Below are 16,497 nucleotides of genomic sequence, written 5' to 3'. Positions count from 1 at the left end.
TTGGGGCGTTTTTCAGGAAACTTCAGAATTAGTCTAAAGGTTGAACTTCTTCAGCCTGGAAACCTTTCTGACCTTTCACTACGCTGAATTCAACGCGTTGACCATCACGAAGTGAACGGTGGCCATCACCCATAATTGCACGGAAATGAACGAATACGTCATCGCCGCCATTACGTTGAATAAAACCAAAACCTTTAGTGTCATTGAACCATTTAACAACGCCTTGTTCGCGAGCTGTCATAAGTTAATCCTCATTGTTTAAAAAAGAAGGACCACCCGGTGTTGCAAACAGCAGAGCAAACAAGAATTGAAATTATTATTTCTAAGCTTGTAATCATTCTGTATTACTATTAACAAAATCCCGGTTACATCCATTTGTAGCATAGGATTTTAAAACAAAATTGTAGTAAATCCGCAGTACGCAACGAGCTTAACACGGGTTGCTCACAAATAATAGATTTTTTTTAACATATCGTCTGTAAAGTTAATCTTATTTTCAGAAATGCTTATATCTCCTTTAATATCAGCAAGTCTGGTTAAAAATTAAGTTTGGGTTAACGGCATGTCTTTGTTAAAATAGACCAGAAATGAATGCTTCCAGAACAGACTGCTTTATGAATGAGCAACCGCTTCCCCCTGTTATTGATGCCATGGGTAAACCCTGCCCTATGCCACTGCTGATGCTGAAACGCGCTTTAAAAAATGAGCAGCATCAGATACTGTTATTAAAGTCATCTGACCCGCACAGCCAGCAGGATGTTCTTCGTTATTGTCAGATTCATCAGATTAAATGTGAACTGCTGAAAATTTCTGAAACTGAATACCATTACTTAATTGAATCTTAATTATTTTCATTTAATATATTATTTTTCAAATCTGCATAATTTTTTACATTTCTCTACCCAATTTTCCTTAATTCCCAGGAACATTGGCTTTAAGATGAAAAAACCTGGTAAAAAAACCATTATCCCTATATTAAGGAGTACACATGAGTGACAGCAGCAATCAGTTGATGCCCCTGTCATTATCGGCACCTGGCGTAAATCTTGGTGCCTATATCAGTACTGTCAATCAGATTCCTATTTTAACTGCTGAACAGGAAAAAGAGCTGGCCGAACGCTATTATTATGACCAGGATCTTGATGCAGCCAAAATGCTCGTAATGTCGCATTTGCGCTTTGTTGTACATATTGCCCGCAGCTATGCAGGTTATGGCTTACCTCAGGGCGATCTGATCCAGGAAGGTAACCTGGGGCTGATGAAAGCCGTTAAACGTTTCGACCCAAACATGGGCGTACGCCTGGTGTCTTTTGCGGTTCACTGGATCAAAGCTGAAATTCATGAATATGTGATCCGGAACTGGCGGATTGTCAAAATCGCAACAACCAAAGCACAGCGTAAACTGTTCTTTAATCTGCGCAGCTTAAAAAAATCCAGTAAAAAACTGACACTCGAAGAAGCAAAGTCCATTGCCAGAGACCTGAATGTCACACCAGAACAGGTTCTTGAAATGGAGGGTCGTCTGACTGCCTATGATGCAGCTTTTGAGGCTCAGGGCGACGATGATGATGAAGGTTCAACTCATGTTGCACCGGCATTGTATCTTGAAGATAACCGCTACGATCCTGCTGTTCTGGTTGAAAATGAAGATTATGAAGAACAGAGCACCTCTGCACTTCATGAAGCAATGGATCAGCTGGATGACCGTTCACGCAACATTCTTCAGCGCAGATGGCTGGATGATGACAAATCCACACTGCATGAACTTGCAGCAGAATATAATGTTTCAGCTGAACGTATCCGTCAGCTTGAAAAAAATGCCATGGAAAAAATTAAAGTTGCCATGTCTTCCAACTGATGTCATACATACGAAAATAAAAGGGCGATTTCTGCCCTTTTGTTTTGCCTGACGTTCAGGTGCAATTCAGCATTAACCTGCCATAAAAACTATGATAAGGTAATGCGCAATTTTCAACAGTTCATCTTTGCTATGTTCATTGCCATTTCAGCGCTTAACCTTGCTCTTGCAGTCATTCTTGGTGCTTTTGGTGCACATGGTCTGAAAGCTCACGCAACAGCAGCACAATTAAACTGGTGGCAAACTGCTACTGACTATTTTTTCTGGCATGCGCTTGGCTTAATGGCACTTTCCATTATTGCCCGGGTCAGCCCCCAGATACCTGTCAGAAACAGTTTTATCCTTATTCAGCTGGGTATACTGCTGTTCTCAGGCTCTCTGTATATTATGGCGCTCGGACTTCCACGCGGACTGGGTGCAATCACACCTATGGGTGGTGCTCTGATGATTGCAGGCTGGTTATTACTGGCATGGAATGCTGCGAAACACGGTAAATAAAGAGAAATTCTGTATGCTGATTTATCTGAATGGGGAAGCAAAAGAAACCCATTGCTCCAACCTGCTTGAATTAATTCAGGAAATGTCCCTCGAAGGCAAGCGTTTTGCAGTGGAAAGAAATGAAATGATTATTTCCAAAAGCAAACTTGAACAAACCCCTGTCTGTGATGCAGACCGAATTGAAATCATTCAGGCCGTTGGTGGCGGCTGAACTGGAGCTCCCATGCAAGACACCCCCCTCATTATTGGTTCACGTACTTTTAAATCCCGCTTACTGGTGGGCACAGGCAAATACAAAGACCTTCAGGAAACAGACCTGGCTATTCAGGCAAGTGGTGCTGAAATCGTGACTGTTGCAATCCGTCGCGTCAACATTGGTCAGCATCCAGACCAACCAAATTTACTCTCTGTGATTCCGCCTGAGAAATACACCATTCTTCCGAATACTGCCGGCTGCTTCGATGCAAACAGCGCAGTGCGCACCTGTATGCTTGCACGTGAACTGCTGGATGGACACAACCTCGTCAAACTGGAAGTTCTTGGGGACGAAAAAACTCTGTATCCCAATGTTGTAGAGACACTTAAAGCAGCAAAAACTTTGATTGATGATGGTTTTGAAGTGATGGTTTATACCTCAGACGATCCAATTGTTGCTCAGGAACTTGAAAGCATGGGCTGTGTTGCCATCATGCCATTAGGCAGTCTGATCGGTTCTGGTTTAGGTATTCTGAATCCTCATACGGTTTCCATTATTAAAGAAAATGCAAAAGTTCCTGTCCTGGTAGATGCTGGTGTCGGTACAGCAAGTGATGCTGCGATTGCAATGGAACTGGGCTGTGATGGTGTTCTGATGAACACGGCAATTGCAGCAGCTCAAAATCCTGTATTGATGGCTTCTGCAATGAAAAAAGCAATTGAAGCTGGTCGTGAGGCTTTCCTTGCAGGTCGTATGCCACGCAAACGCATGGCTAGTGCAAGCTCACCTGAAACTGGTTATTTCTTTAAATAAGAAAACAGATTCAAAAAAAGCAGGCAATCATGCCTGCTTTTTTATTACATAAGTCAGTTGATTCTTTAAGGAATCAGTCCTTCATCACGCATGGCAATCTGTACAGACTGACGCGAACCTACTTTTTCACGCAGTGCATTAATATTTTTATACGCGCTGAGATCATGACCAATCATAGAAGACCAGTTGGTCAGAACAAACAGATAAGCATCTGCAGGACCAAAGTGATCATTGACCAGATAATCATAATCTGACTCCTGAAGATACTCTTCGGTATATTTCAGAATTTTATCAATCCCCGCATAAGCACGCTGTTTTTCTTCAGCGGATAACTCAGGACCAAAAAATACCGCATAGGCATCATGCAGTTCAGAGTTCAGGTAACCAAGCCATTCAAGAACTTTAGCACGCCCAAGACCTGATGGTGGAATCAGATCCTGTTTAGGATCATGTTGTGCAAGAAAAGGAAGAACCGCCACATTTTCTGTCAGAATCAGACCTGGATTGATTTCCAGTGCCGGCACATAACCCTTTGGGTTAATTTCGTAATAATCCACACCTTTTTCTGTTGTATGTGTTTTTAAATCTACCCGAACCAGGTCAAAATCCACATTGATTTCATTTAAAATAATATGAGAAGCCAGTGAGCACGCGCCTGGAGAATAATACAACTTCATAAATAATCCTTGTTATATAACTCATACTGTTTTAAATGGCTTCAGCACGTTTTGCAAGATGTGAACTGCGCAAAATTGCAAGCAAGCGTAAAAATAAAAACAGACCCTCTGTTATTTGCTGAAATTTAATCCACTTTTCATTGAAAAATTCTCATGCGCTTTTATTTCTGAATGGATTAACATAGCCGCTTTCAAAAAAGCGATAAGGTCAGTTGTGATTCACCTGAAAAAAGAACAGTGGTTTTCCAGTATCAGAACAGATGTACTGGCAGGTTTAGTAGTCGGTCTGGCACTGATTCCTGAGTCAATTGCATTTTCAGCAATTGCAGGTGTCGATCCACAGGTGGGTTTATACGCTTCTTTCTGTATTGCAGTCAGTATTGCTTTTTTTGGCGGTCGCCCTGCCATGATTTCAGCAGCAACCGGTGCAATGGCTTTACTGATGATCACCCTGGTTAAAGAACATGGCTTAGAGTACCTGCTTGCTGCAACAGTGTTAACAGGAGTAATTCAGCTTGTTGCCGGTTATTTTAAAATTGCAAAGCTGATGCGTTTTGTATCACAGGCTGTGGTTTATGGGTTTTTAAATGCTCTCGCAATTTTGATTTTTGCAGCGCAGCTCCCTGAAATAAACAAAATGGATAGCTTAGGCTATTTATTTATCGCAGCAGGCTTAGCCATCATTTACCTGTTTCCCTATATCCCTAAAATCGGAAAGCTTCTGCCCTCACCTTTGATCTGCATTATTGTGCTGAGTGCTCTGACTCTTTTACTGAATGCTGATATGCGTACAGTCAGTGACCTGGGACAGCTTCCTGATACATTACCTGTTTTTCTGATCCCTCAGATTCCACTGAGTTTTGAGACTTTACAGATCATTTTTCCTTATTCCATTACCTTAGCCACTGTAGGTTTACTTGAAACCATGATGACCACAACCGTGATTGATGAGATCACGCAAAGCGAAGGTGACCGTCATCAGGAATGCCGTGGTCAAGGGATTGCCAACATCATCAGTGGTTTTATGGGAGGAATGGCGGGCTGCGCCATGATTGGTCAGTCCATGATCAATGTATCATCTGGAGCGCGTACACGCCTGTCCACACTGATTGCAGGTGTCTTCCTGCTCTGTCTTGTTGTTTTTCTGAAAGACTGGCTGGCTTATGTTCCAATGGCAGCACTGGTTGCCATTATGATCATGGTGTCCTTTACAACGTTTCAATGGGCATCTGTCAGACAGTTCAGACAGCACACGACCTCCTTTAATATTGTGATGATTACTGTTGTCATTATTGTACTGAGTACTCACAATCTTGCTTTAGGCGTACTTTCCGGTGTGCTGCTCTCTGCGCTGTTTATGATCAACAAACTTGAAAGCAGTGTCAGAGTTGAGTCTTCACTGAATCAGAACACCCGTAAATATATTGTTTATGGACAGATATTTTTCAGCAGTTCAGAAAAATTTTATCAGTTTTTTGATTTCAAAGAAGCGATTCTGTCTGTTGTCATAGACCTGACGCATGCACACATCTGGGATATCACCTCAGTCAATATGCTGAACACTGTCGTACAGAAATTTGAATCTCAGGGTATTCAGGTCAAAGTCATCGGTTTGAATGAAGCCAGCAGTCTGCTGATTGAGCGTATCAACACTTAGGTAAAAACACAGGTTTTTCAGTAATACAAAGGCGATATACAAGGTTTATGCTGATTGTACATACGCTATGAATCTTGTCTGAATTTTCACAGAAATTTCATTAAATATCGCTGTATATCTGTTCATAAAAAAACTATAATTTTTAGATTAGTCTTTGATATTAAATATTTATTTTCGACTCACCAGTATAGTCATGATGTAGCGGGAAACACGTGTAATGATGCAGAAATCCACTCAATATTCATTTAAGTTCAGTACAGATACTGTTATGACGGTACTCTTCATGTGCTTTATGGTGTTCAGTGGACTTTGCAGTACAGCGTCTGCATCCATTCCCTCACAGAATCCAGCTGATTCGTGCCAGATAAGAGTACAGCAGATTGAAGTGGCAAAAGGCAACCTGAATCAGCCGATGCAGAAGCCTACAGATGGGTGGATCAAGCTTGAAAAACTGCCTGACCGATGGGAAAAACGCTGGCCCGACTTTCATGATATGGCATGGTACAAAGTCCAGTTTGATTATGCATGTAAAGACCCGATCCAGGCTCCGCTGAGTTTCGCCCTTGAAAATATAACCCAGAGCGGCAGAATTTTTATCAATGATGCATTGCTCTGGAGTGATTTATCCTTACAGGAACCTGCTTCACGTAGTCAGTATATGCCTCGCCAGTGGAACATCGCGTCTTCCAGCATAAAGGAAGGTCAAAACGTTTTATGGATACAGGTTTATGGCAGTCTTACACAAAAATCTGGCTTAGGTCGCCTGGAGATGGGAATAAACCAGCATGTTTACCCCATTTATAAAAACTGGGTATTAGAAAAACGCACCCTGGCAATATTCAACGTCATGATCTGTTTTGTGGTCGGTATTTTCTATTTCCTGGCATGGTTCACCAACCGTGAAGAACGAAGTTTTTTCTGGTATGGCATTACCAATATCTGCTGGATTCTATACAGCACATGCTATTTATTGTCCGATCCACTGTTATTTTCAACTACAACACTGGACCGCATTCAGAATATTATTTTCTGTTTTTATACCGTAGCCGGCTGTGTTGCAGCCTGGACCTTTGTACATCTCAGTTTTGCACGCCTGGAAAAGATTTTATGGATTTTTTTCTTATGCGCTTCAGTCTGCCTGAGCCTTTCACCACTGTCTCAGCTAAACAGTGTTATACAGATATTTTTTGCGATTGCCATGCTGATTTTTTTAGCAAAATGCATCAGTTTTCCGTTCCTTGCCTATCGTTCAAAACTCCCTGAAAGTTATTTAATGGCAGGCGTGTATTTAATATTTATACCCATTGCTCTACATGATGCGCACTTTGTCATTACAATGGAAGGACACCCTCTTTCTCCATATACAGGTCCTTTTACAACTTTAGCTTTAGGTGCAGTTTTAGCATTACGTTTAGCGCGTAACAGTCGTCAGATCAAACAGTTTAATAAAACCCTTTCTGAAAATGTGTATCGCGCCAGAGCTGAACTGACTGAATCCTTGGAAAAACAGCATCAGCTTGCACTTGAAAATGTCCGCCTGCAAGAGCGTATACATCTATCCCACGATCTGCATGATGGCTTAGGCGGTTCAATTGTCCGCTCCATGCTGACCCTGGAACATAATGAGAAAATAGAAAAGCCTCAGGTTATGTCCATTCTGAAACTGCTCCGTAACGATTTACGGCAAGTCATTGATTCAGGCTCAAGTCTGACCTCCAAAATTCCGACCACACCAGTGGAATGGGCAGCACCAATCCGCCACAGATTTGTACAGCTGTTTGAAGAAACAGATATCCGTTCTAAGTGGCATTTTGAACAGCAGTGGCAGACTCAACCCAGTGCACTGTACTGCATTACCCTTACACGTATTGCCGAAGAAGCCCTGACCAATATTTTAAAACACAGCAAAGCCACACTGGTTTACGTCACACTGCGTGAAAATGAAAATGGCTGGCTGGTGCTTCAGATTGAAGACAATGGCATCGGCTTTTCTCCTGCTGAAGTGGACTCAGGACTGCATGTCGGACTGCAAAGCATGCGTGCGCGTATCGAACGTATCGGTGGTCAGTTCCAGGTTGAATCACAACCTGGGCGTACAGTCATTGAAGTTATGCTGCCATTAACACCCGATATTCAACAGACCTGATAATCACTGCTGAGTTTCAGTTGCTGTGACCATGCTTAAAACAGAAGAACTGCTGAACTGTTTTATACATAAATTCAGGGCAAAAGGTTTGACTTGTTCAGCTCAGGACTTAAAATACCGCATTCTGAATTTTTAGATTTGCCAAAGTTATGTCAAACGATCAATTAGACCAGCAGGTCGTGGAACTGGATAATCTGAACGAGCACCGTGAAATTGTGACGTTTATGCGCCGTTCTTCTCCACTGAATACTTCACAGCGTACTGCTCTGGAACAATATGGTCATATGATTCTGGAATACCCAGTGGGTGATCTGCGCCAGCACTTTGAGCACCCTGAACGACCACTGACTGTTGAAATCGGTTTTGGTATGGGTCGTTCGCTGGTACTGATGGCAAAAGCCAACCCTGAACGTAACTATGTCGGTATTGAAGTTCATGTTCCAGGTATTGCACAGTGTGTCTATGAAGCTGGCATAGCTGAACTGAAAAACCTGCGTTTACTGGATGCTGATGCCATTCAGGTTCTACGTGAAATGCCTGATAACAGTATTAATGCTGTTCAGCTGTATTTCCCGGATCCGTGGCAGAAAAAACGCCATTTCAAACGCCGTTTTGTTTCACATGACCGCATGCCTCTGGTTGAACAGAAACTTGAAATGGGTGGAACATTCCATTCAGCAACGGACTGGGAACCTTATGCAGAGTGGATGCTGGATGTGCTGGACAACCGCCCTCGCCTGGAAAATATGGCAGGCAAAGGTAACAGCTATCCTCGCCCTGAATGGCGTCCTCAGACTAAATTTGAACGTCGTGGTCTTGAAGAAGGCCACAAAATCAATGATTTTCTTTTCAAAAAAATTCAGTAATCCTGCTTCTTAAAAATAAAAAAAGCGTTAACTCAGTTTAACGCTTTTTTTATTGGTCACGGATTCAGTTCTATTTCTGAAGCTTTTTGACTGTACCGATAAAGAGCTTATAAATCCACTGCTGTATGGCTGTGCCATAAGGTGGATAGACCAGCTTCATCATACTGAATTTTGGCCGTTCAAATACAGATTTTGCATGACTGAACGTCTTGAAACCTTCCACCCCATGATAATGCCCCATACCTGATGGACCAATGCCACCAAAAGGCATATCTTCCTGTCCAACATGCAGCAGCGTTTCATTCAGGCATACTCCACCGCTGTGTGTATGGTTCAGAATTCGTTGCTGTTCTGCCTTATTATATCCAAAATAGTACAGCGCCAGTGGTCTGTCATGTCCGTTAATGTACTCAATCACCTCATCCATGGACTGATACGCCACAACAGGTAAAACCGGTCCAAAAATTTCATTCTGCATGAGCAGCATATCATCAGAAACCCCAGCCACAATTCTGTGTGCCATACGCCGCTGACTGTCTTCACCTTTTAACAGAATGACATTTGCTCCTTTCTGCTCTGCATCAGTCAGATAACTCTGTAAACGTAAAAACTGCCGCTCACTGATAATGGCAGTGTAGTCCGGATTGTTCTGAATATCTCCAGGATAAAACTGCTCAAGTGCCGCTTTATAGGCGGTAATAAACTGCTCCACCTGAGAGCTGTGAACAAATGCATAATCCGGTGCAACACAGGTCTGCCCTGCATTCATTGCCTTACCAAAAACAATCCGTTTAGCCGTTTCAGTCAGTTCAGCATCTGAAGCAACGACTGCAGGAGATTTCCCGCCCAGCTCCAGCGTGACTGGTGTCATATTTTCCGCAGCTGCACGTAACACATGCTTGCCAATGGACGTTGCTCCAGTAAACAGTAAATGGTCAAAACCAAGTGCCGTAAAACTCTGAGCAACCTGCGCATCACCAGTCACCACACAGATCTGATCATCAGAAAAATTTTCTGCAATCAGACGCTTAAACAGTGCTGAAAATACAGGAGTAAATTCACTCATTTTCAGCATGACACGATTACCCGCTGCAATCGCCTGTGCCAAAGGACCCACCGCCAGGAACAATGGGTAGTTCCAGGGAACCACAACCCCAACAACACCTACAGGCTGATAACGGATATAGGCTTTTGCAGGCTGAAACAGTATCCCCACATCCCTTTTTTCAGGTTTCATCCATTTCTTTAAGTTCTTCAGACTGTGCTTGATACCCGAAATACTGGTCATCAGTTCAAACAGCAAAGTTTCATCTTTACTACGGTTTGAAAAGTCCTGACTGATTGCCTCAGCGATTTCATCCTGGTGTCTGACCAGCAGTTCCTTTAAGGTCTGAAGCTGTGCCTTACGTTGCTCAAGCGATGGATAAGGCTGCTGACTGTATGCTTCTTTCTGCTGATGAAAAATCCTTTCCAGCTCAAGTGCCTGATCATCCATCGGAAGTATGGTATTCATATGCATTTCCTTTATTTGATGAAACATGCGTTCAGCGGAGCATATTATTTTTCTCAGCTCCTGCCGAACATCAGCTTCAACTTCAGTATCACTTTATATGCAGTATTTTCAGATTATGCCGATTCTGCCTGCTGTACTGCAAGCTGTTGAGTTTTTCTGATCATATCGACAGCTTTCTCAGCAATCATGATCACCGGTGCATTTGTATTGCCATTTACAACGGTCGGCATAATGGATGCATCCACCACACGCAGATTTTTTATGCCATGCACCCTGAGCTGTGGATCAACCACGGCCATTTCATCCATACCCATCCGACAGCTACCCACAGGATGATAGACCGTATCCGTCCGCTCTCTGAGAATCTGCCTGATTTCATCATCTGTCTGAACATTTTCGGTAAACAGATCTTTTTTACAGTGTTCCGCAATGGATTTTGAGTTTAAAAGCTGACGGGTAATTTTATAGGCTTTCACCATCTCCTCCAGATCCTGCTCCTCCGCCAGAAATGCAGGATCAATCAACAGTGGATCTTCAACCTTAGGACCACTCAGTCTGACTGTTCCGCGACTCAGAGGATTCAACAGGCAGACATGGCAGGAAATACCATGACTGGCATGAAATTTTCGGGCATGGTCTTCCACAATTGCCACAACAAAATGCAGCTGCAGATTAGGCACTTTCTGTTCTGGAGAGCTTTTAATAAAACCACCGCATTCAGCAAAATTGGATGTCAGCTTACCTGCTTTTTCTTTACGGTATCTGCCAATCTGCTTAAACATGTCCAGTGTACCAGGTATGGAAATTCCAAAAGTATCCTGCGTATCTTTAGCAGTAAATCCAAAAATAAAATCCGGATGATCATGAAAATTTTTACCCACACCCGGCAGATGTTTTTTGACTTCGATCTGATGCTGATTCAACTCTTCTTTATCACCAACACCTGACAGCATTAAAATCTGAGGTGACTGGATCGCACCGGCACTGAGCAGAACTTCCTGCCGAGCTTTAATCTGCACAACGCTGCCATCCTGTTTAAACTCAACCCCAGTGGCAGTATTATTTTCAATGATGATTTTCTGAGTCAGAGCTTCAGTAATGATGGTCAGATTTTTACGTTCAAGATGGGGGAACAGATAGGCTTTTGCCGCAGTACAACGTTCTCCGTCGACCTGAGTCACCTGATAAACACCCAGTCCTTCCTGTTCCTCACCGTTGAAATCATCCAGAATCTGATAACCCTGCTCTCTGGCAGCAGCAACATAACGCTCATGCCAGATATTGTCCGTTCTTAAATCCGAAATAGACAGCGGACCATCATTGCCATGAAATGCATTGCGTATCCGTTCATTGTTTTCAGATTTTATAAAATAAGGCAGAACATCATCGTATGACCAGCCTGGATTACCTAAAGATGCCCAGTCATCATAATCAGCTTTATTTCCCCGTACATAAACCATCGCATTGATATTGGATGAGCCTCCAAGCCCTTTCCCACGAGGCTGATAACCCTTGCGACCATTTAAGCCTTTCTGAGGAACGGTTTCAAAAGCCCAGTTATTAATTTTAGTAGGTATACTCACGACTGCTGCTGAAGGCACATTGACCGTCCAGCTGTTACCCTTTCCACCTGCTTCAAGCAGACATACAGTAACATCAGGGTTTTCACTCAGACGACCAGCCAGCACACTTCCAGCGCTGCCACCACCAATGACAATATAATCAAATTCTTTTTGTTCCATATTGACCTTATTTGTATTTTTATTTGTGCAGGATCAGTATTGCACTTTCATGCTGTCTATAAAATAGCTTCAGTGATAATTAAAGCAAAGAATGTGAAATAAAAAGCCATCACTTTTATCTAAATAATCCAGATGTGATCTTTTATCTGTGTATGTAGAATGTCATGGAGTAAATATGAAATGAAAAATCCGGATCTGTACCCGATACAGCTACATTATTTTTATCTGAATAAAACGGCACTACTTTTACATCTGACGGATATCAAGAAAATGAGTAACAGTAAATCAATACTGTTACTCACGCCATGATCAGAAACGGTAACCTACACCGACATAAGTGATCACTGGATCAATATCAATTTTAGTCGTTGCATGAATCAGTTTTTCATTGGTGTTTTTATTCATCACATCAATGGTCACTTTATTGTTCAGCTTTGCGTAGGACACAGATGCTGTTGTAAACCATGATGGTGTAATATCATAAGTGAAACCAGCAGTTACAATTGGTGCAATGGCATCACTGGCATCCACTTTGACACGCATATCACCTGAGGATATTTTACCATCCAGTGCAGCACCTGCTTTGCCATCATGAATATTCTGAATCATATGACCAGCAGCGATCAGATCTGATTCAATACCTTTATTCAACTCAATATCATTGAAATAAGCATACATTAAACCTGCGCCCACAAATGGTCTGAACTTGTCTATACCCGGCTTACCAAACTGATACTGTGCTTCAAGTGCAGGTGTCCAGGCACGTGCAGTTGCAGCTTTACTATATGAGTTCAGATTGGTAATTGGTACTGCATAATTCAAGGGTAAATCCTTGTAAAGGATACCTGCTATTCCACCGGGTTTTGCACTTCCAGTCAATGGTGCCGTGATTTCACCTTTTCCTTTAATATCAACTTTAGGTGGAATACCACCTATCAACTGTAGAGACACTTTATCATTTAGATAATAGTTAAACATCAAACCCAATGTATCTATATCTTCAGCCTCAAGCCCAGTACCCTTCGCTCCCCATGATTCCAAACCATCAATAATCGCAGTACCCGCAATATTTTCCCTGATATTACCCTCAGCATCCTTTAATGATCCGCCATTACTCCCTAAAGGACCGTTCAATAGTCCCTCCAGCTGATTTTTCAAGTTAGAACCTGTCCCAGTTACAGCATCAGAATCAATTGCTTTAAGAAATCCATCCTGAGAAATTAGACCTACTTTAGCATTGGTACCACCTTTCACTGCTGTATTAATATTAAATGGATTGGCTTTCCCCTGAGGCATGACATGCAACCAACCCGCCGATACAGAAAAACGTTTACCATTTTCTGGGGCAGCTGCTGCATTCTGCATTGCACATACGAGTGCCAGAGGTACTGCTAGATATCCAAGTTTCATCGTCCAACTCCTTGTCTGACTTTTAATTTATGTTACGAATTTTTATTTATAACCACACTTATTAAGTGATTTGTATACATTCAACGTATGTTTGTTTGCAAGTTTTTTTACCACACAGTAAACATATTTTTGTAATTTTAGTCATTAAAGGTCAATATTTATCACAACAAAGGGAATGCATCACAGTTTTGTTCTTAAATAAATAAAATAATATTAAATATATTATTAGCTTTATTTAACAAATAATTAATTCACTTTTCTACTATATATTTCAATCTTTCACTATAACTATTAAGATCAGATAAATTCTTTTAAATAATCTGATAAGTTAATGAACATTAATCAGGAACAGTTATCCATTTTTAAGACTGTCATGGAAACAGGCTCATTTTCAGCTGCCGCAAGAAAGATCGGAAAAGTACCTTCAGCTGTCAGTATGTCCATTGCCAATATGGAAATAGATTTAAATCTGACACTGTTTATCCGTCAGGGTCGTGAACCTGTGCCGACTGCACAGGCAATTGCGCTGTATGAACGCACACAGAATCTGCTGATTGAAATCAATGAATGGAGACAATATGCGCTTTCACTCAGCTCAGGCCTGGAGTCATCACTGAATATTGTGGTCGTATCTGAATTACTGCATACCAACTGGACTGATTATATTGCCCTGCTGGAAAAACAGTTTCCTGAACTTCAGATCAATATTTATTCTGCTCCACAGGAAGATGCCCAGAAAATGCTGACAAATCAGTCAGCTCAGTTTGCCTTGATGTTTGAACGTGAGCAGCTGGAAAGCAGTGAACAGTTTGTTGAGTTAAAACGTGAAGCACTGGTTCCCGTTGCATCTGTTCACCATCCGCTTGCTGCATATGATCAGGTCAGTTTTGAACAGATTCATCAAAGCAGACAGATTGCCGTTGCCAGCCGTGATAAAAGCATCAAACCTGAGCTTCTGTTTTCAAAACATCACTGGCGAACTGACAATCATCATTCCGCCTGCAGCATGATTATGCAAAATCTGGGCTGGGGAGTTTTACCCCTTGAAATGTTCAATGAAAACCCTGAACTGCAGCAGCATTTAAAAGTGCTGAATTTTCTGGATTTCACACCTAAATTTGAATATTTTGTCGATCTGGTCTGGAACAGGGAAAGTGAACTGGGTTCAGCTGCTCGTTTTTTGATTAATCACCTCAGAAATTTACGAAAAGACGCAATTTAAGCTGCTTAGAATGCATACAGATACTTGGGTTGAGTAAACTTTGTGATATAACTGAATTACAGGCAATAACTTTAAGAATCTGATTTAAATGACACAAACAGCTTTAGACCAACTAAAAAAACTGACTACCATTGTTGCTGACAGCAGTGATCTGACTGCCATTGAAAAATTCCGTCCTCTTGATGCAACAACAAATCCTTCATTGATTACCGCTGCTGCAAGTCAGCCTGAAAGTCGTGAGCTGATCGAAGAAGCTTACGAACAGGCACTCAGCGAAGGATATACTTCAGATCTTCTGGTCGAACGCACGATTGATATTCTGACTGTTAAACTGGGTGTTGAAATCCTTAAACTGATTGATGGTCGGGTCTCAACCGAAGTCGATGCAGCACTTTCATACGACACTGAAGCCACTGTTGCGAAAGCAAAAGAGCTGCTTGCTCTGTATAAAGAATATGGGGTGGATCAGAACCGGATTCTGATTAAAATTGCATCCACCTGGGATGGTATTCAGGCAGCCAGACAGCTTGAAGCTGAAGGTATTCACTGTAATCTGACACTTTTATTCGGTCTTCATCAGGCTCAGGCGTGTGCAGATGCAGGTGTTACGCTGATTTCACCATTTGTAGGTCGTATTCTGGACTGGTTTAAAAAAGCTGAAAATGTTGATCATTATCCTGTAGATAAAGATCCCGGCGTATTGTCTGTCAAACAGATCTATCACTTTTACAAACAGCACCAGATCAAAACCGAAATTATGGGTGCAAGTTTCAGAAGTGTTGAGCAGGTTCTTGGGTTGGCAGGTTGTGACTTACTTACCGTTTCTCCAAATCTGCTTGCGGAACTTGAAACGGATGATCGTGAAGTCCAGGCTCAACTCTCTCCTGAGCATGCTCAGGCACATGTACAGCATTTTGTAGAGGTTCTGAATCACGACACTTTCAAAACCCAGCTTGAAAATGATCTGATGGCTTTTCAGCTGCTCCAGGGTGGGATTGATGGATTTATCAAAGCACGTCAGCAACTGAACAGCTTATTGCGTCAGTCCTTCGGTCTGGATGCAGAAATTCAGGATTAATGCACTCCGACAGTGCACCTTTAAGGCTGATATTGTTATAATTCAATATCAGCCTTTTTATTTGAGAGTGTCCCGTGTTTGGCATTACAGACGTCACCACTTATATTATTGGGACTATTTTAATTGTCATTCTACCAGGACCTAACTCACTGTATGTGATGTCCATTGCATCCCGTTTTGGTATTAAAACGGGTTATCTGGGGGCACTGGGTGTTTTTACCGGCGACCTGATCCTGATTCTGTGTACAGTATTAGGCGCAGCTTCCCTGCTGGATGCTTTCCCCTGGCTTTTTACCATCCTTAAAGTTTTTGGTGCTGCTTATCTTTCATGGCTGGGTATTAAACTCCTGATTGCCAGTGTCCGTACATGGTCAAATACACCTCAGAAAATAACTTCAGATACAGCTTCTGAAGCCTCTACTGAAGTACATGCCTATCGGACAGCACTGACTATCAGTGTGCTCAATCCTAAAGCAATCTTCTTTTATCTGTCTTTTTTCGTACAGTTTGTTGATCCAGCCTATCCTTATCCTGCGATCAGTTTTGCCATGCTTTCTTTTATTCTGCAAATCATCAGTATGGGCTACCTGACCATCCTGATATTTTCCGGTGTAAAACTGGCAAGCTTTTTTAACAGCAGATACAAATTTGCTGCAATCTGCGTTGCCTGCGTAGGATTCCTTTTCTGTGGATTTGGACTGAAACTTGCAACATCCACGTTATAAAAAAAGAAGATTTATCTGTATATGAGAATATCCAGACATGATGTTTATTTCCAATCAACGCTTTTCGCTCACCACAGGAAAGCGTATGATTCACAT

16 protein-coding genes are annotated in these 16,497 nt (G+C 42.0%); 11 read left to right on the top strand and 5 right to left on the bottom strand.

Going from position 1 to position 16,497, the window contains the following annotated elements; genetic code table 11:
* Positions 1-28: 28 nt before the first annotated feature.
* The gene (locus CDG61_RS07360) at positions 29-241 is read right to left on the bottom strand and encodes a cold-shock protein (RefSeq protein ID WP_086177837.1); all 213 of its coding nucleotides are present in this window, start codon (positions 239-241) and stop codon (positions 29-31) included.
* A 373-nt stretch (positions 242-614) separates the two neighbouring features.
* On the opposite strand from CDG61_RS07360, the gene CDG61_RS07355 reads away from it, so the two are divergent.
* From CDG61_RS07355 to CDG61_RS07335, 5 genes are all read left to right on the top strand, one after another.
* Positions 615-845: a sulfurtransferase TusA family protein gene (locus tag CDG61_RS07355; protein ID WP_087511717.1), complete on the top strand. Its 231-nt coding sequence runs from the start codon at positions 615-617 to the stop codon at positions 843-845.
* A gap of 143 nt (positions 846-988) precedes the next feature.
* Positions 989-1,858: an RNA polymerase sigma factor RpoH gene (rpoH, locus tag CDG61_RS07350; RefSeq protein WP_087511567.1), complete on the top strand. Its 870-nt coding sequence runs from the start codon at positions 989-991 to the stop codon at positions 1,856-1,858.
* A 132-nt stretch (positions 1,859-1,990) separates the two neighbouring features.
* On the top strand, positions 1,991-2,356 hold the full coding sequence (locus CDG61_RS07345; protein WP_087511716.1) for a DUF423 domain-containing protein: 366 nt from the start codon (positions 1,991-1,993) through the stop codon (positions 2,354-2,356).
* Positions 2,357-2,369: 13 nt separating this feature from the next.
* Positions 2,370-2,567, top strand: a complete 198-nt coding sequence (gene thiS / locus CDG61_RS07340) for a sulfur carrier protein ThiS (RefSeq protein ID WP_087550250.1) — start codon at positions 2,370-2,372, stop codon at positions 2,565-2,567.
* 12 nt (positions 2,568-2,579) lie between these two features.
* A complete protein-coding gene (locus tag CDG61_RS07335; protein ID WP_087550251.1) occupies positions 2,580-3,365 on the top strand; it encodes a thiazole synthase in 786 nt (261 codons plus the stop codon).
* A gap of 65 nt (positions 3,366-3,430) precedes the next feature.
* On the opposite strand, the gene CDG61_RS07330 is transcribed toward CDG61_RS07335, so the two are convergent.
* On the bottom strand, positions 3,431-4,042 hold the full coding sequence (locus CDG61_RS07330) for a glutathione binding-like protein (RefSeq protein WP_087550252.1): 612 nt from the start codon (positions 4,040-4,042) through the stop codon (positions 3,431-3,433).
* Positions 4,043-4,256: 214 nt separating this feature from the next.
* Between CDG61_RS07330 and CDG61_RS07325 the strand changes: the two genes are divergently transcribed.
* From CDG61_RS07325 to trmB, 3 genes are all read left to right on the top strand, one after another.
* Complete coding sequence (locus CDG61_RS07325) at positions 4,257-5,699, top strand: SulP family inorganic anion transporter (protein ID WP_087550368.1); 1,443 nt, start codon at positions 4,257-4,259, stop codon at positions 5,697-5,699.
* Between the two features lie 217 nt (positions 5,700-5,916).
* Entirely contained in the window at positions 5,917-7,845 is a 1,929-nt protein-coding gene (locus CDG61_RS07320; RefSeq protein ID WP_087550253.1) for an ATP-binding protein, read from the top strand.
* 149 nt (positions 7,846-7,994) lie between these two features.
* Entirely contained in the window at positions 7,995-8,711 is a 717-nt protein-coding gene (gene trmB, locus CDG61_RS07315; RefSeq protein ID WP_087550254.1) for a tRNA (guanosine(46)-N7)-methyltransferase TrmB, read from the top strand.
* Positions 8,712-8,781: 70 nt separating this feature from the next.
* Here trmB and CDG61_RS07310 read toward each other — a convergent pair whose 3' ends face one another.
* From CDG61_RS07310 to CDG61_RS07300, 3 genes are all read right to left on the bottom strand, one after another.
* Positions 8,782-10,224 carry a coniferyl aldehyde dehydrogenase gene (locus CDG61_RS07310; RefSeq protein WP_228199626.1) on the bottom strand — a complete coding sequence of 481 codons (1,443 nt, stop codon included), beginning with the start codon at positions 10,222-10,224 and terminating at the stop codon, positions 8,782-8,784.
* A 113-nt stretch (positions 10,225-10,337) separates the two neighbouring features.
* The gene (locus tag CDG61_RS07305) at positions 10,338-11,966 is read right to left on the bottom strand and encodes a GMC family oxidoreductase (RefSeq protein ID WP_087550256.1); all 1,629 of its coding nucleotides are present in this window, start codon (positions 11,964-11,966) and stop codon (positions 10,338-10,340) included.
* A 309-nt stretch (positions 11,967-12,275) separates the two neighbouring features.
* Complete coding sequence (locus tag CDG61_RS07300) at positions 12,276-13,331, bottom strand: OmpW/AlkL family protein (RefSeq protein WP_228199635.1); 1,056 nt, start codon at positions 13,329-13,331, stop codon at positions 12,276-12,278.
* Positions 13,332-13,707: 376 nt separating this feature from the next.
* Here CDG61_RS07300 and CDG61_RS07295 point away from each other — a divergent pair, with 376 nt between their 5' ends.
* The 3 genes from CDG61_RS07295 (at position 13,708) to leuE (ending at position 16,401) form a co-directional block, all read left to right on the top strand.
* On the top strand, positions 13,708-14,598 hold the full coding sequence (locus CDG61_RS07295) for a LysR family transcriptional regulator (RefSeq protein WP_087511558.1): 891 nt from the start codon (positions 13,708-13,710) through the stop codon (positions 14,596-14,598).
* Between the two features lie 88 nt (positions 14,599-14,686).
* Complete coding sequence (gene tal / locus CDG61_RS07290) at positions 14,687-15,676, top strand: transaldolase (protein ID WP_087511557.1); 990 nt, start codon at positions 14,687-14,689, stop codon at positions 15,674-15,676.
* 74 nt (positions 15,677-15,750) lie between these two features.
* A complete protein-coding gene (leuE, locus tag CDG61_RS07285) occupies positions 15,751-16,401 on the top strand; it encodes a leucine efflux protein LeuE (RefSeq protein WP_087550258.1) in 651 nt (216 codons plus the stop codon).
* Positions 16,402-16,497: the final 96 nt, after the last annotated feature.

Source organism: Acinetobacter sp. WCHAc010052 (assembly GCF_002165295.2).
Lineage (GTDB): Bacteria > Pseudomonadota > Gammaproteobacteria > Pseudomonadales > Moraxellaceae > Acinetobacter > Acinetobacter chinensis.
The sequence above is the reverse complement of the archived record's forward strand: the minus strand, read 5'-3'. Positions and strand labels throughout refer to the sequence as shown.

Bases quoted from the DNA above. Each gene is read 5' to 3' on its own strand.
- CDG61_RS07360 (WP_086177837.1), bottom strand. From the start codon at position 241: ATGACAGCTCGCGAACAAGGCGTTGTTAAATGGTTCAATGACACTAAA.
- CDG61_RS07355 (WP_087511717.1), top strand. From the start codon at position 615: ATGAATGAGCAACCGCTTCCCCCTGTTATTGATGCCATGGGTAAACCC.
- rpoH (WP_087511567.1), top strand. From the start codon at position 989: ATGAGTGACAGCAGCAATCAGTTGATGCCCCTGTCATTATCGGCACCT.
- CDG61_RS07345 (WP_087511716.1), top strand. From the start codon at position 1,991: ATGTTCATTGCCATTTCAGCGCTTAACCTTGCTCTTGCAGTCATTCTT.
- thiS (WP_087550250.1), top strand. From the start codon at position 2,370: ATGCTGATTTATCTGAATGGGGAAGCAAAAGAAACCCATTGCTCCAAC.
- CDG61_RS07335 (WP_087550251.1), top strand. From the start codon at position 2,580: ATGCAAGACACCCCCCTCATTATTGGTTCACGTACTTTTAAATCCCGC.
- CDG61_RS07330 (WP_087550252.1), bottom strand. From the start codon at position 4,042: ATGAAGTTGTATTATTCTCCAGGCGCGTGCTCACTGGCTTCTCATATT.
- CDG61_RS07320 (WP_087550253.1), top strand. From the start codon at position 5,917: ATGATGCAGAAATCCACTCAATATTCATTTAAGTTCAGTACAGATACT.
- trmB (WP_087550254.1), top strand. From the start codon at position 7,995: ATGTCAAACGATCAATTAGACCAGCAGGTCGTGGAACTGGATAATCTG.
- CDG61_RS07310 (WP_228199626.1), bottom strand. From the start codon at position 10,224: ATGAATACCATACTTCCGATGGATGATCAGGCACTTGAGCTGGAAAGG.
- CDG61_RS07305 (WP_087550256.1), bottom strand. From the start codon at position 11,966: ATGGAACAAAAAGAATTTGATTATATTGTCATTGGTGGTGGCAGCGCT.
- CDG61_RS07300 (WP_228199635.1), bottom strand. From the start codon at position 13,331: ATGCAGAATGCAGCAGCTGCCCCAGAAAATGGTAAACGTTTTTCTGTA.
- CDG61_RS07295 (WP_087511558.1), top strand. From the start codon at position 13,708: ATGAACATTAATCAGGAACAGTTATCCATTTTTAAGACTGTCATGGAA.
- tal (WP_087511557.1), top strand. From the start codon at position 14,687: ATGACACAAACAGCTTTAGACCAACTAAAAAAACTGACTACCATTGTT.